A 24,848-nucleotide genomic window follows, 5' to 3' on the forward strand; every position below is an offset into this window, starting at 1 on the left:
AAACATCATCGACCTGTTCCAGTTCGGTGACCGCCATTTCAGCACCATAACCCAGAGAGGTGATAATAATACAGCAACAGTCATACAGCGTTAGAGTCTGAGCACTTTGCTCTGAGTAAGCAGCCAGGTTTTCGGTTGGTCACCTTTTTCCTGGCTGCTGTTTTTTTGAGGTTGATCCAATAAAATCACATATTTTAGTGTTTATTGTAATTATATTCGTTCAAATTCCGACAATGCCTATTATGACCACCACATTTTCCGGACTATTTTCAGCCGGACGCTTGTCCGTCAAAGCTTTTTTTATTGCTGCATTAATGATGTTTGCAGCAGCAGTTTTTAACACGAACAGCAGTGATATGGCCAATCCCCGCAATGATACCGGCAGTGCTGAATCCCCTGCGGTAGAGAGCCGCATCATCCTTGAAAAGTCGGACGACCAGCTCCGGATCTCCGGGAATGTTACTTACAACGGCAGTGAACGCATGGATGCATCCTACCGGCTTGAGGTGCGGCGAAGCGGCGCATCGGGAACCACACAAACATCGCAATCCGGCAATATTACGCTTGAAAACGGAAAATCAGCGGGCATTTCCCGGACTTCAGTCAACATTCAGCAGGGAGATACCTGCCGGATCGATCTGGAAATCCACGATGAAAACGGGGAAAAGCTGAGTTCTTCAAGACTGGACTTTAAGGCGGAATAAAAAAAGCATCGCCAGAGTCCCTGCTTCATCCTGAGGACAAAGCGCAAGTTTGCCGACTTGGGTTTTGGATCTGACGATGCTGAATGCAAAAAATGGAATGCCGTGTCGTTTTATTAATACAACGATTTCACTTTAATAAAATTTGCATAAAAATACAAAAAATGTTATAACGCACTGAGCACAAATGCGTAACATCTTCTATCGCTCTTCCAGCGCCACACTTTCCCGGACGTGATGCTGCACTGTCTGATCTGAATCCGTCCGTTGCCACCTCCTCTCTTTTTGTGCAATAAACGATAGCCAGAGAATCCCCGCAGCCACCAGTCCCGCAGCATATACCAGCATGGCCTGCTGCAATGTCAGCAAATCGAACTCCATGATCAGTGAAGCACCGGTCACCGAAAGCCCCTGGGATGTAGTGAACAGCAGCCATTCCGAACCAAAAATCCGGCCCCTGTAAGCATCGGGAGACCTTTTCTGCAGCAGCACGGTGCTCATCACCCAGTTCGCTCCGGATCCGCAATGGGCAAAAAACACAAGCAGCAGCATCAGCCAGATGATCTCAATCGATCCGATTATAAGATAAAAGCTCCCTGCCGAGAGCATCGTCACGCCCATGAGTGTAACCCATTTTGTTTCGTCGCTGATAAAACGCCGAACCAGGACAGGGCCCACTGCCGTCCCGAATCCGCGGCTGGCATACAGCATCCCAAGACCGATACTGCCCATCATCAGGATATCCTCGGAGACCAGGATCAGCATATACACCAGAGCGCCCAGAAAAAACGTAATGGTTCCCTTTGCCAGTGCCGGACGCAAAATGTGCGGATTGGCAAAAATATAGGCGTATCCGTCAAGGATGCCCCGAATCGGATTCCGGAGCGATTCCAGGGTCTCTTCACTGCGCTCGTGCGGAATTGTGGCCCGGAAAATAAACCAGGTGGACATGATATATCCGAGTCCGTTGATCACAAAAACGGCATCTGTTCCAAACCAGGCGGTTGCCAATCCGCCGATGCCCATGCCGGTTGTGAATATGATACTCCAGGAAAGATTGGAAATGATATTAGCCTTGACCAGCTCTTCCGCACTGGTGATATTCGGGATGGATGCCTGCTTGGCTGGTTCAAAAACAGCGGCAAAACCCATCTGCATCGCCGTAAGCATATACACCAGCCACAGCATCGAAGGATCCCGGACAAAAAGGAAGCTCAGTACCACCGCTCCTCTTCCGAAATCGCACAACAGCATGAGCATCCTGCGGTCATATCGGTCGGCCAGAAACCCGGCAAAAGGGGACAGCGCAGCAAAGGCCAGGAATTTGACCACAATGACCATCCCCAGCAAAAACTCGGAATCCGAGTACTGAAGAATGATCGTAAAAACAGCGATGACTCCGAACCAGTCACCGAAATTGGATATAATCTGACTTAACCAGACCCTGCGGAACTGGTGATTGGTCTTCAGAAGGGTGATGTATGGCTTGAGTCTGTTCAATTACTTCCGGTACTTCCGAATCCGCCTTCGCCCCGAACGGTTTCCGGCAGCTCGCCGGCTTCAACGATTTCAGCCCTGGTAACAGGAGCAATGACCATTTGCGCAATTCGGTCGCCTCTGGATATCTCGTAGGGTTCCTGGCCAAGGTTGACCACAAGAACGCTCACCTCGCCGCGGTAATCGGCATCGATGGTTCCGGGGGTGTTCAGCATGGTAATACCGTGCCGCAAGGCAAGTCCGCTCCTCGGCCTGATCTGTGCCTCATACCCCGGCGGCAATGCCATCTGAAAACCCGTGGGCACAAGAGCGCGTTGTCCCGGCTTCAGGGTAAGCGGCTCATCAACAACCGCTCTGACATCCATTCCCGCCGAATCCCGGGTGGCGTAATCCGGCAGCTCTATTGATTCTGCATGGGGCAGCTTTTTAAAAAATACTTTCAAAACAGGGTGTGAATTTTTGGTTTTTGAGTGCTGAAAAGAAAAGTTACTGTGTCGGCATGACAGGAAATGGTGGTGCAGTCCGTCCGGCCAATCGGGGATACCGTTTATTCGATGCGTTCGTAATCTACCAGACGGACACGGACACTCCCGATCCAGACACTGGCGCGAGCCTCAAGAGGTATCCGGTACTTGTCGTCACGGTAATAACCGGTGAACTCTCCCGAAAAACCGAACGGTCCGTCAAAATCGGCAACGCCCTCGACCTGATAGGCATAAAACTCCTCACCAGGAAAGGCTTCGGACTCATACGGCTCTTTTTCAGAGGAAAATACCATCTCCATATCCGATCTGCCATGATCGATATAGACCGGATAGCTTTTTTCGGCATCGGTTCCTGCAAACAGTCTCGAGTAGTACATGGTTACCGGTCCGCCGTCAGCCGGACGATCCAGTTCCAGAGTATCAATGAGCTCTCCTTCCTCATAGCTCAGCGCCACCCCGTTTTCATAATCGAAGTCAAACACGTAGCGCTCGGGTTTTTCATCGTGAATATTATCGTGCCAGAATTTCAGGCTGTACGGGATGGTGTCATTATATGCCATCAGCGTATGAAAGTGCAGCTCGCGATATCCGATCAGCCATGCACTGTGGTTGGATACCATCTCGGTGACCATGTGTATGGCTTCAGTGCCGTCAACAAGCGTATCCTGTTTCAGGTATACATCGATATCACCGAGCCGGAACCTGCCGTAGCGGACTTCATACGAAAAGCGCTCTTTCAGATTCTTAAGATCATTGACCGAAGGCGGTCCGCTGCGGTCAGCATCTTCTTCCCCGGAAAGGCTGTCGTTTTCACTTTCTGAAGTGCTGCCATGTGCGCCTGCGGCCTCACTTCTTTCTTCAGAAAGTGCCGTGTTACCAGTGAAGCCGGCCGGCCCGGATTCCGTGCTGATCTCTCCGTGCCTGCCGCTCCACAGCAGGCCCGCCAGAATCATCAGCACCAGCAAACCGCCTGAAGAAACAAGTCGCATCAGAAGTCCTCCCCGAGAAATGAGGCAATCGCGTCCTGATCAAATCCTACCAGAACAGCCTCGCCTTTGCGCAATACCGGCCGCTTGATCATGGTCTGATGCTCCAGGAGCACATCAAACAGATCATTGTCGGACAGCTGCTTGTCAGACAATCCCAGCATTTTCCATTTCCTTCCCTGCCGGTTGACCAGGGTATCCAGCCCTGCCTTCTTCACCAGACCGGCAAGTTCATTCGGCGTCAGCGGATCTTTTTTGACATCGCGGAAGGAGTAGCTGATTTCATTATTCTGAAGCCAGTCTTTCGTCTTTTTTATGGTATTGCAGTTTGTAATGCCAATTACTTCCAGCATAATTCGTTATTTTAGGGTGTATACTCAGGCTTTATTTGTATGAACAGCAATGAACGAATGTGTCGCATTGACTCAATTATTGCTATCATTGCTCGTTTCATCAGAAACCGGACAGTCTGACAACAGAATGACAATCGGTGGCCGAAAGGTTCCATCGAAACTATCCAGAATATGATCTCTGATTCAAAGACCAATATACGAAAACCCGCAGAGCTTCTTGTGTTTGCAGTAACAATCGGTATGCTGATTTTCGCATCGGGATGCAGCCGCAGCGAGGATCAGGTGGAATTCGAGCGGGAAGCATTCCGCACTCCGGAAAATTATACCGAAACGACGCCAAGCGGCGAGGTCGTCAGCCGGGACGAAAGCGACTGGCAGATCGGTCCGATGTTTCAGGGTTTTGTAGAGGTGGAAGTTCCCGCCTTCCCCAACCCCACCCGAAGTGAAAATGTTCGCATTGAACTGCTGATCACGGGCGTGGGCACGGTCGACGGATTGCGCGCCGTTGGTTATTACGATATGTTCGATCAGAGGTCATACCGCGTATTGTATGAACATGACCGCTCCCCGCTTAACTTCGGACACATGACGTTCACCATAAACCCTGCTGATTTTGGCGTAAACCGAAGCTACAACGCCGCGCGTCAGGTCAATGACGGACTCCACCGGCTTTTCATTTATGACGGTCGTGACAATCTGATCACTTATGGTGACATTAAACTCAAATAGCTGACAGAAACGAAAAATATTCCGCCTGGCATGTCCAAAGTAACCGAAACCCAGCAGACGATCCTCCGGCACCTGATCTATACGGAGCATTACAATTACATCCGCGAAGAGACGGGGCTGGCCGTCGGAGTCATCCGCGATGACCTGATCACCCTGTCGCACCTGAACATGATTGAGATTTTTGAGGATCAGGACGGCACTGCAGGCAGAAAAATCCGCCATTTTGACAACGATCACCCTGAGTTGTTTCACTACCGCGCGACAAAATGGGGCCTTGACGCCATGAGCTCACGATAAGGTCAGCCGCCTGATCTGTTTTGCTGTTTCGGCTTCTTCCCTTTTGTCATTATTTTCTTTTGTGCCGATGATCCTGCCATGTTGCCGGTTGTACATCCCACTTCCTGCAATCACCGAACGGTCATCATCCATAACTCATTTTTTACACAAAAAACTTATTACTTTTGGACAAATTCTTGATAAAGGGAGGGCAACCTCTTAAAGGAAACATCGCCATCAGCGGTTCGAAAAATGCCGCCTTGCCGCTCATGGCCGCCGGAATTCTTGCAGATGGTCCGGTCACCATTTCCAATATTCCCGGGCTGAATGATATTTACACCTTCAACAATGTAGTCCGTGTAACCGGAACAAGGGTGACTTTTGATGAGGAAAAGCAATCCCTGAATGTCGATCCGGCCGGACTGTATCATTACGAGGCTCCCTACGATCTGGTAAGGAAAATGAGGGCATCTTTCTACATGACCGGAGCGCTTCTCGGAGCTGTCGGCTATGCGCGGGTTTCCCTTCCGGGCGGATGCGCCTGGGGACCGCGTCCGGTCAACCTTCATCTGGAAGGATTCCGTGCGCTTGGAGCCAATATCGATATGGACGGCGGATATGTGATAGCAGAAGCTCCCGGCGGCAGGCTTCCGGGTGGTTCCTTTGAAATGAAACCGAGCAGTGTCGGGGCCACGGTGAACCTGGTACTGGCTGCGGTGCGGGCCAAAGGCACCTCGGTCATCCGCAATGCTGCCATGGAGCCTGATGTGGTGAACCTGTGTCACAATCTGAACAGGATCGGCGCGAAAATACACGGTGCGGGTACGCCTGTGCTTGAGATAGAAGGTGTTGAGAGCCTGTCCGGAGGTACGCTTGACAACATTCCGGACCGTATCGAGACCGGCACGTTCATGATTGCAGCGGCAATGATACCGGACTCGGATGTGACACTGACCCGGACATCAAAAAAGGATCTGGGTTCATTTCCGGAAACATTTGCAAAAACCGGCGCATCGGTATCTTACAATGACAGCGATATCCGTGTCAAGGCTCCCGACCGTCTGCCTCCCGTTTCCATTGAAACAACCATCTATCCGGGCTTTCCGACCGACCTGCAGGCGCAATGGGCAACCATGATGACCGGTGCCGACGGGAAAACGACCGTTACCGATCATATCTACCCTGACCGGTTCAGCTATGTTCCTGAACTGGCACGGCTCGGAGCACAAATTGAGCGCCATGACAATACGGCTGTTATCAAGGGTCCGCAGCCTCTGAAGGGGGCGTCGGTGATGAGTACCGACCTCAGAGCCAGTGTGAGTCTTGTCATGGCCGGACTGGCTGCCTCAGGCGAGACGGAGGTGCTGCGTGTCTACCATCTTGACCGGGGATATGAAACACTGGAAGACAAGCTTAATGCCGTTGGTGCCGATATAAAACGGGTTTCTGAGTAACCTTCAGTCTGTCCGGCATTAATCCGGTTTTTAAAAAAAAAGCGCCGCCCGGAACGGGATTATCCGAACCGGCGTCTTCATACATTGTTCATACGCGGAATAATATCGACTGTCTTTATTCTTAATTTTACATTATATTGATGGTCAATGTATCGGTATTCTCAGTAAACACAAATTCCGTAGCCGGATTGTCGGTATTTTATACCGGCAGATGAAGTGTCCGGCACTTCCAAACCCGATACACTGTGTTTGCATACACGTTAATGAAATTTTGTACAGTTGAATCTTCCTGCAGATCTCTGATTGATTTGCACATTGCAGCCGGAGGCACATGCCAGAATCACGGCTGCCTCACAAGCAGGAAAGAAATAATGCGACTGTAGTTGAAATATCATTTTTTGAAATTTTCTTTATAAGCAGATTTGCATGTTCGAGTCAATAAACATTACGACATCAACTTTATTGAATGACAGAAATCCACTGACCTGCCCAATCAGAGATCTGGTTTTTGATTCCTGCATCGTCTGCTTATCAACCTGGAATCAACATGAAAAACCAAATCATAATACACGCGGCGGCCAACCAAACCCGTGTGGCTCTGATTGAAAATGGTGAATTAGCCCAACTTTTTATAGAATCCCCCGAAAACCAACGCACCGTTGGCAATATCTATCTCGCCGAAGTACACAAGGTGATGGCGGGCATTCGGGCTGCGTTCATCAATATGGGAACGCAGAAAGACGCGTTCCTCCATTTTTCAGATACCGGTGAGCATCTGGAAAATTACCTGATCATGCTCAACGGCAAAGATGCCCTGCCTGACCGGTCGAAGCAGGAGGAGAAAGCCAAACAGATCAAAAACACCGGTAACGGCTCGGTCACCGAAGAGCAGAACCGCATGGGCGCCCTGCTCGCACCCAAGCAAAAAGTGCTCGTCCAGATCGTAAAGGAACCCATTGGTTCCAAAGGCCCCCGTGTTTCGACGAACATTACGGTAGCCGGACGGTTTCTGGTACTCATCCCCATGGGAGAATATGTGGCCGTTTCCAAACGGATACGCAGCCACAAAGAACGCCGGCGGCTGCGGTCGTGCATATCCTCCGTCCTGCCTGAAGGTTTCGGCGTTATTGTCAGAACACTGGCTGACGGGCAGACCGAAGAGGCACTTCACGAAGATCTCAAGGATGTGCTCGACAAATGGAACGCCATTCTCGAAAAACTCAAAGAAGCCAAGCCTCCGGCCCTTCTGCATCAGGATATGGACATGACCGAGAGTCTTGTGCGGGATCTGTTTGCCAAGGATTACAGCCGTATCCTAATCGATGACGCAAAGATTTTCCGGTCCATCAAGTCCTATATCTCCCGGGTTGCGCCGAATATGGTGCCCAATATTGAGCTTTACAAAGGGTCGGAGCACATTTTCGACTACATGAAAATTTCGCGGGATGTGGATTCGGTATTCAGTCCCCGCGTTAAAATGCCCAGCGGCGGATACCTGATCTTCGAGCAGACGGAGGCGATGTATGTGGTGGATGTCAACTCCGGTCGTTATGCTGCCAAGCGGGAGCAGGAAGAGAATTCGCTGAAAACAAATCTCGAGTCGGCCAGGGAAATTGCCAAACAGCTGCGGCTGAGGGATATAGGTGGTATCATTGTGGTCGACTTTATCGATTTGCGGGAGGATTCAAACCGCAAAAAAGTGTATGATGAGCTGCGCCGGGAGTTCCGCAAGGACAGAGCCAAAACCAATGTTCTGCCCATGAGCGACTTCGGTCTGGTACAGATTACCCGGCAGCGCATCCGCCCGAGTGTGGTCAAGTCGGTCTCCAAGGTCTGTCCCATGTGCGGCGGATCCGGCAATATCGTATCCCAGAACACCGTGGTGGCCGACATCGAAGGATGGCTGACCAAGTTCAAGTACAATTACAAAGGCCACTATTCGCTGGATCTTCATCTGAACCCCTATCTGAAATCCATGATTCAGAAAGGATGGTTCAGTCAGAGAATCAAGTGGCTGTTTAGCTACCGCCTGAATATCAATATCCTGGGCGATGAAACGCTCTCAATGAACGACTACAAGTTCATGCTGCCCAATTCGGAAATCGACATCACCGATACAGTTCTGAATGATCAGCCGCTGGAGAAGGCCATAACGGAAACCGATCTGCGTATAGATGATTCACGCGGTGAGAAAAAGAATGATGATCCGGGACTGGATTATTTCCAGAAAGACCAGAAAAAGGCAAAACCCTCCGGACAGGGCAGCGGTCGTCAGGGGCAGCGTAGTACTGGCAGTACAAAACCAGGAAGTCAAAAAGGCAAACCCCCTTCCTCGCGGCAAAGTGATAAAAAAAAGCAAGCCAGACAGGAACAGTCCGGAAAAGACCCGGTGGGTCCAAAAGGCAAGCAAAAGCCGGCTTCCGATTCAGTAAAATCAAAGGCAACGGACAGCAAACCGGCTGACAGCAAGGAAAAAAAAGAGCCGCAAACCGGGAAGCAGACCGGGAAAAAGACCGACGTACCGCAATCTGCGCCCAAAAGATCCGGCTCCAAAGCGAAGTATTATAAATCCAGCCGGGACGACTCCGGTCAGGAAACGGCCTCTGAAAAGCCGGCAAAGCAGTCCGGGGCCCCTGCTGAAGACAAAGGGCAAAAGGAACAGCCGTCAAAAGATCAAGATGATACTGCCGGACTGCCATCTGCCGTTGAGGTAGCAAGACAGCACCGACTCGAAAAAGAGAAAGAAGAGGCTGCGAAAAAAGAAGGAGAAACCGGAGGTGATAAAGACTCCGCAGGAAGCAAAGATTCCGGTGAAAAAAAGACTTCTGAGCAGAATCAGGATAAACAAGAGACTGAAAACCAGACAGCTCCGAATGAAAGCGAAAAGTCAACCAAATAATCCAACGAAAACAGAATGACATTTAACCTTGATGCAACCACCGTACTTGGCATTATTCATGACGGTAAAGCCTGCATCGGTGGCGACGGTCAGGCCACTTTGGACAAGGTAGTGATGAAGGCCAATGTCCAGAAAGTGCGCTTTCTCTACAACAAGCAGGTCCTTGCCGGTTTTGCCGGATCTACCGCAGACGCTTTTACGCTCTTTGAACGTTTTGAAGATAAACTCAATCAGTACAACGGTACCATTGAACGGGCAGCTGTAGAGCTTGCCAAAGACTGGCGCAAGGATCGTTACCTGCGCAAACTCGAAGCCCTTCTGGCGGTCATGAACAAGGAGCGCGGACTCCTGATATCCGGACAGGGCGATGTCATCGAACCTGACGACCACATCCTTTCCATTGGCAGCGGCGGATCGTACGCCCAGGCAGCGGCAAGGGCTCTCAAGCAAGATGCCCCGTCCCTGTCGGCAAGGGAAATGGTCGAAAAATCACTGAATATAGCTGCCGATATCTGCATCTACACCAATCACAATTTAACCCTGCTTGACCTTGAGTGATCAGAATCTCATACAAAAGGAAAACAGTCTGACCCCGCGCCAGATCGTCGAAGCGCTGGATACCTACATCATCGGACAAAGTGATGCCAAAAAATCTGTTGCCATAGCTCTCAGGAACCGGTGGCGCCGTCTGAATTCAGACGAATCCATCCGGGACGAAATCGTGCCGAACAATATCATCCTGATCGGCCCCACCGGCGTGGGAAAAACCGAAATTGCGCGGCGGCTCGCCAAACTTGCCAAAGCACCGTTTATCAAAGTTGAGGCTTCAAAGTTTACTGAAGTTGGTTATGTCGGGCGTGATGTCGAATCCATGATCCGTGATCTCACGGATATTGCCGTTTCCATGGTAAAATCCGAAATGCAGCAGCGGGTAATGAAAAAAGCGGCTGAACAGGTGGAAGAACGCCTGCTTGACCTGCTCATTCCCCCAATCCGGAAAACCTCCCGGGATAAAAAAACAGGTTTCGAGACCACAGACAGCTCATTTGATCCGGAAAGTGCAACGGATGATGAACTCAACCACCGGACACGTGAGAAATTCCGCGAGAAACTCCGCAACGGCGATCTTGAAGACCGGAAAGTGGAAATCAACGTTCAGCCATCCGGACAGAATCCGATGATGCAGATTTTCGGGCCCGGCGGCATGGAAGAGATGGGGATGAACCTGCAGGATATGCTCGGCAGCCTGACCAAATCCCGCTCAAAAAAACGTCAGATGAAAATCAGCGATGCCCGTCCCATCCTCCTTAACGAAGAGACCGAAAAACTGATTGATCACGATGCGGCAAACCAGGAGGCCATCGAGCGGGTCCAGAACTCCGGTATCGTATTTATTGATGAGATTGACAAGGTGGCCGGCGGCACGACAGGTGACGGCCGGAGCGGTCCGGATGTCAGCCGCCAGGGCGTTCAGCGCGACATGCTTCCCATAGTGGAAGGTTCGAATGTATCAACCAAGTACGGCATGGTCAAAACCGACCACATTCTTTTCATTGCATCGGGCGCATTTCATACCGCCAAGCCATCCGACCTGATTCCCGAACTTCAGGGGCGGTTTCCGATCCGTGTGGAAATGGATTCGCTCACCGAGGAGGATTTTTACAACATCCTGACCAGGCCCAAAAATGCCCTGACCAAGCAGTATATCGCCATGATGAAAAGCGAGGGTGTTGACCTTCAGTTCTCGGATGACGCCATACGCGAGATCGCCAAGGTGGGAGCCGAAGTAAATGCCGCCATCGAAAACATCGGAGCGCGCAGGCTTCACACCATCCTCTCTACTGTGCTTGAGGAACTGCAGTTTGCTATTCCTGATGATATCGGAAGCGGCAACATCACAATCGACAAGGAATACGTCGACCGGCAGCTTGAAAAACTTACCCGTGACAAGGATTTGAGCCATTATATACTTTGATGAAAGTGGCTCAGACTGCTTCACGTATCAGCCTGAAATTTCATAACCCTGACGCAATAACAATGTTCCTGGAATGCCGTTACCTACTGTGTGCGTTATAGGAAACCAATGGCTGGATTATCTGGTTGAAACAGCCTTTCTTTTTATTTATCCCGAATGAACCGCAAGCAAGATAACCTGAGCATGACATTCAAACAGTTTGTAACCCCACCTCTGGTCTCTGCAATCATCCTGACACTGCTTTATCTGAGTGGTGTGGACCGTGTTGCCGCCATTGACAAAGACCATGAAACCAATCTCAGAAAATACACTGAGGTTCAGCGTAAAATCATCGAAAATCACGTCGAGGAAACCAGCATTGACGAACTGTTCAAAAACAGTATGAAAGGCTTCGTCAGAAATATCGCTGACACCACGATGGATATTTCGGGAACACCGCTGGACACTACCTTTACGGATGTTGAAATCGGTTCAATCAGGGAATCATTCTCGAAATTCGAAAACGCCTACATGTACCTCATGAACAATTCGGGTGAGGATGAAGACATGGTAGCGCTGGTTGAGCATTCCATCCGTGAAATGTTCCGTCCTCTTGATCCGCATTCGGTCTACATCAAGCCTGAAACCAGCGAAAGTATTCAGGAGGAGTTTTCCGGAAAATTCGAAGGCATAGGAATTCAGTTTCAGGTTATCGATGATACCATCACGGTTATTTCTGCGATTTCCAACGGACCCAGTGATCAGCTGGGCATTCAATCCGGTGACCGTATCGTAAAAATCGACGGCGATTCGGCTATCGGTTTCAGCGAACAGGATGTTGTCAGCAGCCTTCGCGGTCCCAAAGGATCGAAAGTAACCGTCGGCATTCAGCGTCCCGGCAACAATCAGCTGCTGGATTTTGAGATTACACGCGATGAGATTCCGTTGTATACACTCGACAGTTCATATATGCTGGATGATGAAACCGGTTATATCAGGATCAACCGATTTGCAGCCACGACACATGAGGAATTCACCGAGGCTATGAAGGACCTCCGGAATCAGGATATGGAGCGGCTCATCCTTGATCTGAGGGGCAATCCCGGCGGCTATCTGGAGCAGGCTGTAAGAATGACCAACGATTTCTTCCCGAGAGGAACCAAACTCGTTGCAACGGAGAGCAGACACGCCCGCTTCACCTCTGAATACAGAGCACGCTATGACGGTCCCTACCGTGATATCCCGCTTATTGTTCTTGTGAATGAAGGTTCCGCATCCGGAAGCGAAATTGTGAGCGGTGCTGTGCAGGATCATGACCGCGGACTTGTCGTTGGCCGGAGGACATTCGGCAAAGGCCTGGTTCAGCAGCAGTATGAGCTTGCCGACAAGAGCAACATCCGGATCACCATTTCCCGTTATCTCACACCTAGCGGACGTGAAATTCAAAAACCGTTCAAGGACGGACGCGAAAAATATCTCTATGAAATTTACTCCCGTGATGACAGCGCAAGTGGTGATGTGGATCAGTTCGTGGAGAATGTCCCCGACTCACTAAGATATAAAACTGCTTCCGGCAGAGAAGTTTACGGCGGCGGCGGCGTTGTGCCGGATCATATTGTTGATGTCGACCGGTCCAATGAGCTTTTTGTACTTATGAGACGCAACAATGTCGGATCAACGTTTGTGCGCAACTATATAGACCGACAGGGCGATCAGTTCCGTTCCGACTGGAAAGACCGCTTCGGGGAATTCCGGAGTGATTTCAAATGGAGTGAAAATCAGCGTGACGACTTTGTCAGGCAGCTTTCCGACAATGGTCTCGTACTCGCTGACACAGTAACCACCGCACACTTTGATGACAACAAGCTTTACCTGAATGATTCGCTCCTTGAGGAACAGCTGGAAATTCCGCTTGGCTGGATGAAAGCCGACCTGGCACGTCAGGTCTGGGGCAACGAGTATTTCTATCCCGTAATCAATGATGAGGTGGATATGACGGTTAATATCGCATTAACGTTGTGGCCGGAAGTTCAGAAACTGCAGGTGATGCGCGATGAAAGCGAATCTTCGGGTGATATGCTTGACAATATCATTCCCCGCAGAAATTGACCTGCAGAAATCATGTCTTCCGGACAGACAAAAAGTCACCTTTAAAAGCATAAAAGCGGTCTTACCTGTTGCCCGCCCGGCCCGCTAAAGACCTGTAGCTGAATCGGTAACCGGTTGCCGGCTCGTTAAACTCCGGCAAGCGTCAATAAAGCACAGGCTGCCGTTTCTGTTCGCAGTCTGTTGCTGCCGAGGTTTACAAACTGTGCTGCCGAAGCAATAGCCTGATCCTTCTCTTTCCCGGAGAACCCTCCTTCCGGACCGACCATCAGCAAGGCGGGATTCCTGCCCGGGTGCCAATCCCGCGAAGTCACGCCCTCCGGATCAGCCATGATCACGGTCCGGTTATCCCGGTATGCAGAAAGCACGTCATAAAAACTATCACGCTCCTCCCATACCGGCAGATGGCATCTCCTGCTTTGCTTCATGGCAGAAATGATGGTTTTTTCTATGCGGGCTGGCTTGACGGTCATCGTTCCGGAATGATCAGAATGGACCAGCACCAGCCGGGTGACCCCCAGCTCTACCGCCTTTTCGACAGCAAACTCCAGCCTGTCGCGCTGTCTTATCAGTCCCATTGCAAGAACCCGTTCCGGTCCGGCCGATATCTCCCGGGATTGCACAATTTCACCCGCGGCCTTCTTTTTGTCCACGACTATCAGCTCCACATCCAGCAGTCTGCCGGTGCCATCCGTGGCCTGGACAAAATCTCCGGCCTGTTTGCGGAGTACTTTTCCGATGTGCCTGACTTCCTCCTCCGGAAACCACATCCTCTCTTCCCGGATATCCTCCGGAGGTATGTAAAACAAAAAATGCTCATCCATGCTCATTCATCCCTTTTACTCAAAGCTGCATTACCTGATTGCGGCTGCCTGATGCCTGTTGCTGAAACCGACATTATCTGCTGACCGCTGACTGATCCCTGAAATGTTTTCCAAGTTTAAGTGCCTGACCCTGATAATTACTCTTAAGGTCCTCACCATAAACATAATCCGGCAGCAGGGTGTTCGGTTCGAAAACCATCCGGAAAAACGTCTGTCCGTCTTCCACCAGAAACGGCACGTCATGGGAACGGACTTCAAGAACCGCCCTGGCCCCGCCGTCCTCGATCGATCCGCCAAATCCGCTGTCAAAAAAACCGGCATAATGCGTGCGCAGCTCTCCCGATCCGGTGTCATAGGGAACCATCTCGGCAGCAAGGTGTCTCGGAATGCGGCAACGCTCTTTCGATGCGAATATGTAGAAGGCCTCCGGCTCCAGAATCAGATAGTCATCTTTTTGCGCATAGATGGGATCCCAGAACTCCCTCACTTCATAATGGTCTGTCTTCTGCAGATCGATCAGATCACGGTGCTTTTTTGCCTTGTACCCGACAATCGCCCCTTCCGGTCCCTGAAGGCTCACCCGCATGAACAGTCCGTCCCTCACATTGAGGTCGTCAACAGGCAGCGCACTTCCGTTCTCATCAAACAGGATGGGATTCTGCAGGTGCGTATGAAGGATATCCTGGTCGCTGAGCAGAGCCTGCCCGTGACGGATACGCAGCTGATTGAGACGCTGGCCGGTCTGCACACGGACCGGAAACGACTTCGGCACCACCTCCAGGTAGAGACGACCGCTGTAACCCTGGGCGATTTCCTCGAACCGGTGAGAATAGTCGGTGATCAGCCGGGTGAAAATATCCAGTCTCCCTGTGCTGCTCTTCGGATTGGCTTTGGCAGTGAGCGGTTCTTCAGTGATGATCGGGCCGTCGGGTTGCGAGTTCACCGGCAGGTGCAGCTCTTCAAGCAGCGGAATCAGATAGGTGCAGTTCTGTTCGAGTACAGCTCCTTTTTTCAAATCGATGGTGTGCTGCGAGAGGCGGCGCATCTTGCTGACCACGGTTTCATTCTCCGGAAGAAAACTGCAGCGCACGCGGTACGCTTTCTCCCCGAGACGCAGATCCATGGAATTGGGCTGAAACTGATCATCGTGAATCGGATAGCGCGGATCAGATTTCAGCACACCGAATTCACGCAATTTCTTCAGCTGCTGAATGGGAAGGATGCCGCGGGTCCGGATGACCAGCCTGTCGCGGGAGGCGGATCTGCTGCCGGGTTGTCCGGTATCCTTTCGGTCATTATTACTCATATCGGATCTCTGCCGGCCAGTTCGTGAACAATATTCCACTCCTGCTCTGTTACCGGCTGAATCGACAACCGGCTGCCCTTTTTGATCAGCATCATGTCCTCAAGTCCGGCTGTTTCCTTGATCTGCTCACGGGTTACCGGTGGATCAAACCTGGCAGTGAACTGCACATCGACCAGCATCCACCTCGGGTTCTCTTTTGTGCTTTTTGGATCAAAATACTTTGAGTCAGGGTCAAATTGAGTCGGGTCCGGATACGGTTCACTTGCCACATTCATTGTGCCGACCACAGCCAGCGGCTTTGCCCTTGAGTGATAGAAAAGTACACCATCGCCCGGCTGCATCTCATCCCTCATGAAATTCCGGGCCTGATAGTTGCGGATTCCGTCCCAGTGAACGGTACTGTTTTCAGCTTTTATCAGATCATCTATGCTGAACTCATCAGGTTCAGACTTCATCAGCCAGAACTTTCTTGCCATTGCTTCTCCTTTTGCATTCAATTTTTCTTGTTACGATGGATATACCACCGGACTGTTTCCCTGAGCTGCTCATCAAACTGCATCAGGGGTTTCCAGCCCAGCTCTCTTTCGATTTTGCCCGGATCGATGGCGTACCGGAGGTCGTGTCCTGCCCTGTCTGTGACAAAGGTAATCAGGTTTTTGTAATCTCCATCCGGCCCTTCGCCTTTTTCCTCATTGAGCAAATCACAAAGCAGCCTGACCAGATCAATATTTTTCCATTCATTATGTCCGCCAACGATATACGTCTCACCCTGCCTGCCGCTTTCGAAAACACTCTGAATAGCACGGCAGTGGTCGGTGACATACAGCCAGTCCCGCACATTTTCGCCCTTGCCGTAAACGGGTATCTCCTCGTGGTTCAGCGCTTTTCGGATAACGGTCGGGATCAGCTTCTCATCGTGCTGATGGGGACCGAAATTATTGGAGCAGTTGGTGGTAACCACATTCATGTTAAACGTCTTGTGGTAAGACCGCACCAGAAAATCACTCCCGGCTTTGGTCGCGGAATAGGGTGAATTGGGTGCATACGGCGTCTCTTCGTTAAACGTGCCCTCATCACCGAGGGAGCCGTAGACTTCATCGGTTGAGACATGCAAAAACCGTTTGTCAGCGTATCCGTTGGGATCGGACAGCCACAGCTGGCGGCACTCTTCAAGTATATTGAAGGTTCCGACGACATTCGACATCACAAATGGTTCGGGCCCCTTGATGGAATTGTCGACATGAGACTCTGCGGCCAGATGCATCACCCCGTCAGGCCTGAAATCATTGACGATCTCCCGCACCGCATCGCGATTCACAAGATCCACTTTTTCGAAGCGGTAGGACGGATGATCCTCAACCGGTTCGAGAAACGAGAGATCGGATGCATATGTAAGCTTGTCGATATTCAGCAGCGTGATGTTCTGATTTTGCTGCATCAGATGAAGAACAAGATTTGACCCGATAAATCCTGCTCCGCCTGTTACCAATAATCGCATAGGAACTGATCGAATTAATTATGTTGGTACATGGAAATGTGATCCATTGTAAAGTACGGGACATCTGCTGCCGGCCGGATGCTGCTTCATGAGTGCTGCTTCATGAGTGCAGTTCCCGCAGTACTATTCCGGCAGGTCCTGTTCTCCGATATCCGAAAGAAACGGAAGTTTTTGATCTTTTTCAGATAAAACAGGATCCGCGTCCGGCCAGTCGATGTTGATATCGGGATCATCCCACCGGACCCCCCGCTCCCCGGCCGGATTATAATAGTCACTGCATTTATACATGAACGTGGCCTGTTCAGACAGCACAAAAAAACCGTGCGCAAACCCTTCCGGGATGTAGAGCATCTCGCGGTTTTTATACGACAGCACACAGCTTACATACTTCCCGAAATTGGGCGAGTTGCGGCGTATGTCGACGGCTACGTCCAGAATCTCTCCGGATGTCACCATAACAAGCTTTGCCTGCGGATTCAGAATCTGATAATGCAGCCCCCTGAGTGTGTTCCTTACCGATCCGGACAGGTTGTCCTGCACGAACGGTTTCCGGATGCCGGCCTGATTGTATTTGTTAAGCCGGAACGTCTCGGTAAAAAAACCGCGCTTGTCCTCAAAGACCCGCGGACGGATAATGATAACTTCTTCCAGTCGGGTAGGGATGAATTCCATGAATTGTGTTATTCAGAAACGTTTTGATGATTGATTACAGACATTTAGAAGAACTGCCTGCTGCCTGCTGCAAACATAGCGCAATTGTAATGGCCGGACAAGTTCATTACCCGGTTTTTAGAGATTTCAGAAGGATTTCGGTCTCCTGCTGCCATGGTAATAAACGATTACCCGGCAAACCGGACAAAGAGCCCGTATCAAGGAGTGACCATGCCGGTCTTTTCGCCCTGGTCGGAAATTCGGAGCTCGGGACCGGCACTACTTCCACGTTTTTTTTTGCAAGACTGAAAATCAGGCTGGCAAAATGGTACCATGTTGTTTCCCCCCGGGATGTGACATGCCATGTGTTTCTTGCTCCCTGCTCGAGCAGGACGAGCGTATTGTGGACCACAGGTGCAGTAAAAGTGGGAGTGCCAAACTGGTCATTCACAACGGTCAGCCGGTCCCGCTCTTCTGCGAGTCTGAGCATGGTATGGACAAAATTGCGGCCTGACTTTCCGCACAGCCATGATACACGCAGAATAAGATGCGGTCCGCCGGCACTCCGGACCGCCTGTTCTCCCAGCCACTTTGTTCGTCCGTATGAATTGACCGGTTCGGGAGGAAAATCAACCGGATAACCCGCAGGATGTCGGACGCGGTCCTCCATCCTTCCGGGAAAAACATAATCCGTAGAGTAATGAACAAGCATACGGTCATCAGCAGCGCAGAGGGCGGCCAGATGTCCGGCCGCATCCACGTTGATACTGCTGGCCGACTCTATTTCGTCTTCAGCCTGGTCAACTTTGGTATATGCCGTGCAGTTAATAACAACATCGGGGTCATAATCCGACAGAGCCCGTTCCACCGCAGTTTTGTCGGTAATATCCAGCTCCTTCCTTGTAAGCCCGAGATAATCAGCCCCGGATCGCTCCATCCATTCCACCCATTCGCTTCCCAGCTGTCCGCCTGCACCGAGAATCAGCCACCGCCTGTAGTGCTGCGGAGGCCTTGCAGGCTCCGGAACCTGCTGCGGTGACAGATCTTCATTGCGCCCTTTCATCAGATCACCCACCATCAGTACGGTGCATCAATTCATTGGCGCGCCACAGTGACTGCGGGGTTCCGGCGTCGGTCCACCAGCCTTTCATGACGCTGTAGTACATCTTTCCTTCCCGGATGTAGTGGTTGTTGACGTCGGTGATTTCAAGTTCTCCACGGCCCGACGGCTTAAGAGTCCGGATATAGTCAAAAACCTTTGCATCGTACATGTATACTCCGGTGACGCAGAGGTTGGATTTCGGCTTTTCCGGCTTTTCCTCGATCCCGGCAATCCGGTCACCGTCCAGTTCAACCACGCCGTAACGCGTGGGATCCTCCACCTCTTTGAGCATAATCCCGGCGCCGGAACCGGGATAGGCCGCCATGGCAGCCGAAAGATCATCCTCAAAAATATTGTCTCCCAGGATGACGGTCATGGTGTCACCTCCAGCAAAGTTTTCAGCCAGACCGAGCGCCTGGGCAATTCCGCCGGCTTCATCCTGAACCTTGTATGTAAAACGGCATCCGAATTCACGGCCTGAACCCAGGAGGCTGACGACATCGCCCATGTGTTCCGTTCCAGTTACAATCAGAATTTCCTCAATCCCGGCGCCGGTGAGCTTCTCGATCGGATAATAGATCATGGGTTTGTTGCCGACCGGCAGCAGGTGCTTGTTTGTGACTTTGGTCAGCGGATACAAACGAGAACCTGTTCCGCCCGCAAGTACAATACCTTTCATGTGTTTAAATGTTTGGATTTATGTCGTCACATGTAATGTCATGACCGTATGTAATCATGCGCCTGTGTGTCCGGGCGCCGACCCGGTCATGTTCATTTCATCTGTTTAAAATTTTTGGATTTATATCGTCACATGAACCGAAGGTCACCAAGTGAAATGCCATGACTGTCATGACAGTTTCAATCACACGTTTGTGCAGCAGAGCCTATGCCCCGTCATGAGTTTTTCATAATACACTGTTCGTCAGATCTTAGATGTCGTCGTGATATTTCATGTCTGAAGTTATTCTGACGCACAATGGTTGTCCGCATAATAGGATATTCGCAGGAATACATAAAGCGGACGTGTCATATTTTTTCGGGCCGGGTCACCAGCAGCACAAGCCGGTCCTGATGGTCTGACAGGGCAAACAGGTGGGCATCATCGCCCATCTTCAGATTTAGTTTACGATAGAGCTGATCAACAGTGTGCGGAAAACCACGCTGATGAATATGCACCCTCTCATAGCCCTGTTGTTTCAGCCGGGTTTTGACTTTGCGCGGTTTGAATTCCAGTATTTCTTCGATTTTGTACACCTTTCCGGGAAAGTCTGACGCAAGATGACTGCCGGTCAGGTAACCGGCATCGCGATGCAGCCTGCCGAGTCCGAACTGCACGGCAACCTGATCGATGAGTTTCATTTTATGCAGTGCAGGATCGGGATCGTAAAGCCACTCATCCGGCGGCATGATATCGGCGGCAGCCCGGTCGGCCTTGTCTGCGGGGCCGGTCACCCGGAATTTCTCATAACCCCGGCTGTCCAGCAGTACCACCTCCGGAACAGGACGGCTTAGTTCATGTTGATCATCCGGTTGCTCAGACTGATCCTGATGCAGGCCCTGATGCTTTCCCTTCCGGACGCCATGATGCCCGATGCCCTCAACAAGCAACTCCTTGACCTCCCCTTCGACTGAAACGGCAACAATCGTCCGGCATCCCTCAAACTCACGCCCGGCAAGGTTAGCATCCATCATCGGCGACAGTTTCACCAGATACCTGCTTCCCGCTGAGCGGATGAGATCCAGATGCTGCAATACAGGCGGTTCGCTGTCATCCGGCGTAACGACACGCCTGCCCCGGCTGCGACGCGACGGATCGATATAAACGATATCACAAAATGGTTCCCCGGGTTTTTCCCCGGACCTGGATGCCAGCCAGGACACAGCATCGTCATTCATGTGGAAAATCTTTCCTTCAAGTCCCAGCAACCGGTGATTGTGAGCGGCAATTTCAGCCAGTTCTGTATTCTTTTCACAATAGTACACCCCGGTACCTGCCCGTGCCCACGCAGCGCTATCGATCCCGAGTCCGCCGGTCAGATCAGCTGCTGAAGATGCGGACCAGCGCCTGGCACGATATGTTGCTGCGGCAAATCCGGACGACTGCTCCAGGGGTTCCCGAAGATAGATCATTCCCGGAGTGTGCAGATCGAGCAGCTTGCGTTCGGCGCGCGGATAGCAGTGCAGCTGTTCGGCAATCTCCCGGACCGGCCACTCCTTTTTCCCGGAGTAGTTCAGCGCAAACGCAGCTGGTGACCAGTCGCGGTGCTGCTCAAGAATATCTGTCCAGCCGGTAGTGTGTATTAAAAGCATCAGTCAGGAAGCCACCTTTTTTGTTATCCACCATTCCCTAAACGGAAACAGAAAAGTAGCCCTTTCCGCCATCATGCCCAAGTTCTGCTCGAAAATTCACCTGGCCGCCCTCATGCTCTGTAAAGCCCAACCCTATGATTTTTCAGCCCTTGCAATAAAATCATTAGATATTGGCTTATAATTTTTGTATTCTTCAATTTCTGTGTGGTTTATGAAAAAACGGACCAGAACGTTCGCTTTCCGGGATAGCATCACACTGACACATATGCCTCCCCGGTTGGTTTATTCAGAACATCTGTTTGGATACTATTACTTATGACACTTGTACATTCGTTTCACATCCCGGTAATGGGGACGGGACACTCCATTGACACCCCCATTCGAGTAGCTCCTTTTGGTATTGATTCTGTCATTTCCGTTGTGGATGACCTGCTGGTTGAGAAAATCCGCAAATATTATGCTGCCCAATACGATTTGCCTTACGAAAACATTCCCCGGAATGCGGATGACGGACGGGCCAGAAGAATCACCGCCTATCTTGATACCGTTGAGGATGTCGTAAAAAAGAAATTTTACGAGATCCGCAACCAGCCCTTCTTCTCCGAGAACGACAAGGCAAAATTCTTTGAAATGCTTCCCGATGCATCAACGCTGAAATCAGGCTGGGAACAGCTCAAAAGCATGGCCCCTTCTTTTGAACGGGAGAAAATGGAGGAAAAACTCACTGCCATGATGAAACCCGGCGCTATTGATGTCAACATCATGGCCAAGGTCGACCGGCTGCTGAACGACGACAGCGGCACCCCGATGAGCAGTGAATTCAGTGACGCAAATGCCGCATTCCGCGGATTCGCAAAAAGCAAACTCCGTTCTTCTGTCGTACTCTCAGCGGGCTTCAACCCCCGCCTGTACAACTACATGTCAGAATTCCGCGACTTCTACCGCGATGCGTCCGGTGATCTGAAGAAGAAGATCATTCTTAAAGTCAGCGATTTCCGCTCGGCCCTGATCCAGGGGAAATTCCTGGCTAAAAAAGGTCTGGAGATTGCCGAATTCCGCATTGAATCCGGACTGAATTGCGGCGGACACGCTTTCGCATCAGACGGACAGCTTCTGCCCGTGATACTGGATGAGTTTCGTGAAAAAAAGGAGCAGCTCAGCCGCACCTTCCAGCCCCTTATTACCTCCTTTTATGAAAGTATGGGCTGGGATTATCCCGAATCAGCTTACACAGAGGAGCCGCTCATAACCGTTCAGGGCGGCATCGGCACAAGCGGTGAAAACCTCAGGCTGCTCGAAGAATACGAAATGGACAAAACCGGCTGGGGAACACCATTTCTGCTTGTGCCGGAAGCGACACCGGTAGACGAACCCACCCGGGAATTGCTCCGGAATGCCGGTGAAGATGATCTGTATCTCAGCGGAGTTTCGCCGCTTGGGGTCCCCTTCAACAATGTCAGAAATACCGGTTCGGAAAACTGGACAGCCCGGCGCTCAAAAACCGAAAAGCCGGGTTCCCCTTGCCCGAAAGGGTTTCTACAGTTCAACACCGAGTTCACCAACAACCCGATCTGCACCGCATCAAGTCAGTACCAGATTCTCAAGATCGATGAGATCAATCGTTCGGAGCTGGATGAAACCGCCAAGCAAAAACGCAAGGCGGAAGTCCTCGAGAAAACATGTCTCTGTGACCATCTTGGCAACGGTGCACTGATCGCACTCGGGATTCAGGGAGAAAGCCGCTCGCCCCAGGCCGTCTGCCCCGGCCCCAACCTGGCCTGGTTTAACGGTATCTACTCTCTCCGTGAAATGATTGACCATATTTACGGGCGGGAAAAATCTCTGGTTCCGCGGGAACGTCCGCACATGTTTGCCAAAGAGATGGCCATGTACGTGGATTACCTTTCCCGCCAGCTGGAACTGGCTGATACATCGGACGAAAAAGAGATGAAGCGCATTAACAAGCTTTTCAAAAATCTTCGGAGCAGTATCGACTACTGTGAGGAGATAGCCGGTGGCAAAGCATACGTAGATGAAAATCTGGCTTCACTGCGGGATGCCGTCAGTGTACAGCGCGCCCGGCTTGAGGAGCTTTCTCCCGAAATGGTGGCAAACTGATCAGAAACCCCATGGCGGAGGCGGCGCCTCGACCGGTGTGGTGAGATCAAAATCCACCCGGAACGTCCACTCGTTGCCTCTCATGGTGCCATAGGTAAATCGCTCGTGGGGATGAATCTCAACCCGCCAGCCCATGAACTTGCCGACTTCCTCGGTCCTGGGAGGATATATAAAGCGCTGCCAGTTCCCTTCACCTTCAACGGCATCACCGCCATACCAGGTTTCTTCCTCTTCGGAGCCATCCTCATGGCGATGGTCATGACGCAGCTCCAGTTCGTCATCCCCGTGATTGAAAAACACCCATGTCCGCGAACGGTCCCATTCCCCGGTTGCGGTTTCAATATGAAAAGGCAGCCGGGTTTCAAAATCGGTGCAGCTCCGGAAGTGCACGATGATGGTCTCACTGCCATCAAGCAAATCAACACCTTCGGCAGCTTCGGCGAGTTCCCCTTCAAAAGCGAGCCCGCAGTGTTCATGCAGTTTTGACCAGAAAATCTCTTCGGATGTGGGTTCACCCATGCTTTCAAGCATTTCCTGCTCTTCCTGCGTCATATCTTCTGGGACGTCGGCGGACGCATCCTCATTATCCGGCTGCTCTTCGCCGCATCCGGCAAGCATCACAAATACAAGCATCAAGACAGTCAGGACAGAAGCATTCAGGTTAAACATTGCAGATGATTGCATATCAGTCTCCTATCATATAGTCACCGGTAAGATGAAAAGGCAGTCGGGTTTTATCTTTAAAAGCGGGATGATCAATTTTGACATCGCCGTCTCCGCGGATGTCATACTCCAGCTTTCTGTTTCCCCTGAGCATATCTATCACCGTGCTCCCCAGATCACCAAGTCCGAAGCTGAAACGAACAGGCACTTCGGCATTTTCACCGGATTCAAAGGAGATATCACCGACATTGATGTCGGCTAGTTCCGTTCCGCTTACCGTTGCTCCAAGATTCAGATCTGAAAGTGTCATTCCAAGCGGGTTCGGATTGGACACATCCAGATAAAGTGACACATCTACTCCGGAAAATGAAAAATCGTGCACTTCAAAACGCGAAAAGGCGACTTCCGGCATTCTGAGCACGGGAAGATCTCCTTCCACCCTCACGGGGATTTTTGCATTTCCATATACCGGGATATCCACACTGACTTCCGTGTCCAGTGCATAGGAAAAACTGTCGGACCGCACCACCGATGAAACCGACTCATAAAGGTCCTTGTAGGAAAGTGTCAGGGGAAGCGATACTGTTGCTTTGGAACGCGACTCCACCTCCAGCTTTTCCGTGTGTGTTCCTGACAGAAAATCGCTGTCATTAATGGCAAGAGAGTAGATGTACTCTTCAAGCTTCACCCCTACCCTGTTGGGATTGTCAACTTCAAAATGAAACATCAGATCGATGCTTTCAAGGGATATGCCCTCGACACTCACATCCTTGTAGGACACATCCGGAGACTCGTATCCGGCTAATCCCCTGATGGTGCTGCAGCCTGAAACGGTCAGCAAGACCACCAGCAACAGTATCCCCGCACGGTTCATATTCACACTCCATTGTCGTATTGTCGTCAAATACCAATCCGGCTGAACCGGATGGCTGAAAT

At 51.1% G+C, this 24,848-nt stretch carries 24 protein-coding genes; 10 read left to right on the top strand and 14 right to left on the bottom strand.

What is annotated here, in order from left to right; translation table 11 throughout:
* Positions 1-13: 13 nt before the first annotated feature.
* Both NATSA_RS15755 and csgH read left to right on the top strand, forming a co-directional pair.
* Positions 14-94: a hypothetical protein gene (locus NATSA_RS15755; RefSeq protein WP_419539860.1), complete on the top strand. Its 81-nt coding sequence runs from the start codon at positions 14-16 to the stop codon at positions 92-94.
* A gap of 148 nt (positions 95-242) precedes the next feature.
* Positions 243-704, top strand: coding sequence for a curli-like amyloid fiber formation chaperone CsgH (gene csgH, locus NATSA_RS08255; RefSeq protein WP_210511556.1), 462 nt, complete (start codon positions 243-245; stop codon positions 702-704).
* Between the two features lie 198 nt (positions 705-902).
* Here csgH and NATSA_RS08260 read toward each other — a convergent pair whose 3' ends face one another.
* The 4 genes from NATSA_RS08260 to NATSA_RS08275 all read right to left on the bottom strand — a co-directional run bounded on the left by NATSA_RS08260 (position 903) and on the right by NATSA_RS08275 (position 4,022).
* Positions 903-2,201: an MFS transporter gene (locus NATSA_RS08260; protein WP_210511557.1), complete on the bottom strand. Its 1,299-nt coding sequence runs from the start codon at positions 2,199-2,201 to the stop codon at positions 903-905.
* Positions 2,198-2,641 (bottom strand): dUTP diphosphatase, encoded by a 444-nt coding sequence (gene dut / locus NATSA_RS08265; RefSeq protein WP_210511559.1) that lies wholly within the window; start codon positions 2,639-2,641, stop codon positions 2,198-2,200. The genes NATSA_RS08260 and dut overlap by 4 nt, the downstream gene beginning before the upstream one ends.
* 104 nt (positions 2,642-2,745) lie before the next feature.
* Positions 2,746-3,672 (bottom strand): DUF3108 domain-containing protein, encoded by a 927-nt coding sequence (locus NATSA_RS08270; protein ID WP_210511561.1) that lies wholly within the window; start codon positions 3,670-3,672, stop codon positions 2,746-2,748.
* The gene (locus NATSA_RS08275; protein WP_210511563.1) at positions 3,672-4,022 is read right to left on the bottom strand and encodes an arsenate reductase family protein; all 351 of its coding nucleotides are present in this window, start codon (positions 4,020-4,022) and stop codon (positions 3,672-3,674) included. Before NATSA_RS08275 ends, NATSA_RS08270 begins: the two co-directional genes overlap by 1 nt.
* A 171-nt stretch (positions 4,023-4,193) precedes the next feature.
* Here NATSA_RS08275 and NATSA_RS08280 point away from each other — a divergent pair, with 171 nt between their 5' ends.
* The 7 genes from NATSA_RS08280 (at position 4,194) to NATSA_RS08310 (ending at position 13,443) form a co-directional block, all read left to right on the top strand.
* On the top strand, positions 4,194-4,751 hold the full coding sequence (locus NATSA_RS08280) for a hypothetical protein (protein WP_210511565.1): 558 nt from the start codon (positions 4,194-4,196) through the stop codon (positions 4,749-4,751).
* A gap of 30 nt (positions 4,752-4,781) precedes the next feature.
* Positions 4,782-5,048, top strand: a complete 267-nt coding sequence (locus tag NATSA_RS08285) for a hypothetical protein (protein WP_210511567.1) — start codon at positions 4,782-4,784, stop codon at positions 5,046-5,048.
* 164 nt (positions 5,049-5,212) lie between these two features.
* Entirely contained in the window at positions 5,213-6,481 is a 1,269-nt protein-coding gene (murA, locus tag NATSA_RS08290) for a UDP-N-acetylglucosamine 1-carboxyvinyltransferase (RefSeq protein WP_210511569.1), read from the top strand.
* Positions 6,482-7,028: 547 nt separating this feature from the next.
* Positions 7,029-9,380 carry an Rne/Rng family ribonuclease gene (locus NATSA_RS08295; protein ID WP_210511571.1) on the top strand — a complete coding sequence of 784 codons (2,352 nt, stop codon included), beginning with the start codon at positions 7,029-7,031 and terminating at the stop codon, positions 9,378-9,380.
* Between the two features lie 15 nt (positions 9,381-9,395).
* On the top strand, positions 9,396-9,938 hold the full coding sequence (hslV, locus tag NATSA_RS08300; RefSeq protein ID WP_210511573.1) for an ATP-dependent protease subunit HslV: 543 nt from the start codon (positions 9,396-9,398) through the stop codon (positions 9,936-9,938).
* On the top strand, positions 9,931-11,355 hold the full coding sequence (gene hslU, locus NATSA_RS08305; RefSeq protein WP_246481748.1) for an ATP-dependent protease ATPase subunit HslU: 1,425 nt from the start codon (positions 9,931-9,933) through the stop codon (positions 11,353-11,355). Before hslV ends, hslU begins: the two co-directional genes overlap by 8 nt.
* A gap of 156 nt (positions 11,356-11,511) precedes the next feature.
* Positions 11,512-13,443 carry a S41 family peptidase gene (locus tag NATSA_RS08310; RefSeq protein ID WP_246481749.1) on the top strand — a complete coding sequence of 644 codons (1,932 nt, stop codon included), beginning with the start codon at positions 11,512-11,514 and terminating at the stop codon, positions 13,441-13,443.
* 125 nt (positions 13,444-13,568) lie between these two features.
* Here NATSA_RS08310 and NATSA_RS08315 read toward each other — a convergent pair whose 3' ends face one another.
* The 8 genes from NATSA_RS08315 to NATSA_RS08350 form a co-directional block, all read right to left on the bottom strand.
* Positions 13,569-14,264, bottom strand: coding sequence for an RsmE family RNA methyltransferase (locus NATSA_RS08315; protein WP_210511575.1), 696 nt, complete (start codon positions 14,262-14,264; stop codon positions 13,569-13,571).
* Between the two features lie 73 nt (positions 14,265-14,337).
* Positions 14,338-15,570 carry a 2'-deoxycytidine 5'-triphosphate deaminase gene (locus NATSA_RS08320; RefSeq protein WP_210511577.1) on the bottom strand — a complete coding sequence of 411 codons (1,233 nt, stop codon included), beginning with the start codon at positions 15,568-15,570 and terminating at the stop codon, positions 14,338-14,340.
* Entirely contained in the window at positions 15,567-16,046 is a 480-nt protein-coding gene (locus NATSA_RS08325) for an EVE domain-containing protein (protein WP_246481750.1), read from the bottom strand. Before NATSA_RS08325 ends, NATSA_RS08320 begins: the two co-directional genes overlap by 4 nt.
* Before the next feature lie 17 nt (positions 16,047-16,063).
* A complete protein-coding gene (rfbB, locus tag NATSA_RS08330; protein WP_210511578.1) occupies positions 16,064-17,068 on the bottom strand; it encodes a dTDP-glucose 4,6-dehydratase in 1,005 nt (334 codons plus the stop codon).
* Positions 17,069-17,191: 123 nt separating this feature from the next.
* Entirely contained in the window at positions 17,192-17,740 is a 549-nt protein-coding gene (rfbC, locus tag NATSA_RS08335) for a dTDP-4-dehydrorhamnose 3,5-epimerase (RefSeq protein ID WP_210511580.1), read from the bottom strand.
* Positions 17,741-17,846: 106 nt separating this feature from the next.
* Positions 17,847-18,797 (bottom strand): dTDP-4-dehydrorhamnose reductase, encoded by a 951-nt coding sequence (rfbD, locus tag NATSA_RS08340; RefSeq protein WP_210511582.1) that lies wholly within the window; start codon positions 18,795-18,797, stop codon positions 17,847-17,849.
* On the bottom strand, positions 18,787-19,500 hold the full coding sequence (locus NATSA_RS08345; protein ID WP_210511584.1) for a sugar phosphate nucleotidyltransferase: 714 nt from the start codon (positions 19,498-19,500) through the stop codon (positions 18,787-18,789). The genes rfbD and NATSA_RS08345 overlap by 11 nt, the downstream gene beginning before the upstream one ends.
* A gap of 347 nt (positions 19,501-19,847) precedes the next feature.
* A complete protein-coding gene (locus NATSA_RS08350) occupies positions 19,848-21,131 on the bottom strand; it encodes a THUMP-like domain-containing protein (RefSeq protein WP_210511586.1) in 1,284 nt (427 codons plus the stop codon).
* Positions 21,132-21,446: 315 nt separating this feature from the next.
* Between NATSA_RS08350 and NATSA_RS08355 the strand changes: the two genes are divergently transcribed.
* Complete coding sequence (locus tag NATSA_RS08355; protein WP_210511588.1) at positions 21,447-23,249, top strand: hypothetical protein; 1,803 nt, start codon at positions 21,447-21,449, stop codon at positions 23,247-23,249.
* Here the strand turns inward: NATSA_RS08355 and NATSA_RS08360 are convergent, their stop codons facing one another.
* Positions 23,250-23,933: a hypothetical protein gene (locus tag NATSA_RS08360; protein WP_210511589.1), complete on the bottom strand. Its 684-nt coding sequence runs from the start codon at positions 23,931-23,933 to the stop codon at positions 23,250-23,252.
* A gap of 1 nt (position 23,934) precedes the next feature.
* Positions 23,935-24,816 (bottom strand): LEA/WHy family protein, encoded by an 882-nt coding sequence (locus tag NATSA_RS08365; protein ID WP_210511591.1) that lies wholly within the window; start codon positions 24,814-24,816, stop codon positions 23,935-23,937.
* Between the last annotated feature and the right edge of the window lie 32 nt (positions 24,817-24,848).

It is taken from the genome of Natronogracilivirga saccharolytica (genome assembly GCF_017921895.1).
Classification (GTDB): Bacteria; Bacteroidota; Rhodothermia; order Balneolales; family Natronogracilivirgulaceae; genus Natronogracilivirga; species Natronogracilivirga saccharolytica.

What these genes read in the sequence shown, in the direction of transcription:
- NATSA_RS08360 (WP_210511589.1), bottom strand. Translation starts at nt 23,933, where the DNA reads ATGCAATCATCTGCAATGTTTAACCTGAATGCTTCTGTCCTGACTGTC.
- NATSA_RS08280 (WP_210511565.1), top strand. Translation starts at nt 4,194, where the DNA reads ATGATCTCTGATTCAAAGACCAATATACGAAAACCCGCAGAGCTTCTT.
- NATSA_RS08315 (WP_210511575.1), bottom strand. Translation starts at nt 14,264, where the DNA reads ATGGATGAGCATTTTTTGTTTTACATACCTCCGGAGGATATCCGGGAA.
- rfbC (WP_210511580.1), bottom strand. Translation starts at nt 17,740, where the DNA reads ATGGAATTCATCCCTACCCGACTGGAAGAAGTTATCATTATCCGTCCG.
- NATSA_RS08310 (WP_246481749.1), top strand. Translation starts at nt 11,512, where the DNA reads ATGAACCGCAAGCAAGATAACCTGAGCATGACATTCAAACAGTTTGTA.
- rfbD (WP_210511582.1), bottom strand. Translation starts at nt 18,797, where the DNA reads ATGGTGGGTGATCTGATGAAAGGGCGCAATGAAGATCTGTCACCGCAG.
- NATSA_RS08295 (WP_210511571.1), top strand. Translation starts at nt 7,029, where the DNA reads ATGAAAAACCAAATCATAATACACGCGGCGGCCAACCAAACCCGTGTG.
- NATSA_RS08285 (WP_210511567.1), top strand. Translation starts at nt 4,782, where the DNA reads ATGTCCAAAGTAACCGAAACCCAGCAGACGATCCTCCGGCACCTGATC.
- NATSA_RS08345 (WP_210511584.1), bottom strand. Translation starts at nt 19,500, where the DNA reads ATGAAAGGTATTGTACTTGCGGGCGGAACAGGTTCTCGTTTGTATCCG.
- csgH (WP_210511556.1), top strand. Translation starts at nt 243, where the DNA reads ATGACCACCACATTTTCCGGACTATTTTCAGCCGGACGCTTGTCCGTC.
- NATSA_RS08350 (WP_210511586.1), bottom strand. Translation starts at nt 21,131, where the DNA reads ATGCTTTTAATACACACTACCGGCTGGACAGATATTCTTGAGCAGCAC.
- NATSA_RS08355 (WP_210511588.1), top strand. Translation starts at nt 21,447, where the DNA reads ATGACACTTGTACATTCGTTTCACATCCCGGTAATGGGGACGGGACAC.
- NATSA_RS08275 (WP_210511563.1), bottom strand. Translation starts at nt 4,022, where the DNA reads ATGCTGGAAGTAATTGGCATTACAAACTGCAATACCATAAAAAAGACG.
- NATSA_RS08325 (WP_246481750.1), bottom strand. Translation starts at nt 16,046, where the DNA reads ATGGCAAGAAAGTTCTGGCTGATGAAGTCTGAACCTGATGAGTTCAGC.
- NATSA_RS08270 (WP_210511561.1), bottom strand. Translation starts at nt 3,672, where the DNA reads ATGCGACTTGTTTCTTCAGGCGGTTTGCTGGTGCTGATGATTCTGGCG.
- rfbB (WP_210511578.1), bottom strand. Translation starts at nt 17,068, where the DNA reads ATGCGATTATTGGTAACAGGCGGAGCAGGATTTATCGGGTCAAATCTT.
- hslV (WP_210511573.1), top strand. Translation starts at nt 9,396, where the DNA reads ATGACATTTAACCTTGATGCAACCACCGTACTTGGCATTATTCATGAC.
- NATSA_RS08320 (WP_210511577.1), bottom strand. Translation starts at nt 15,570, where the DNA reads ATGAGTAATAATGACCGAAAGGATACCGGACAACCCGGCAGCAGATCC.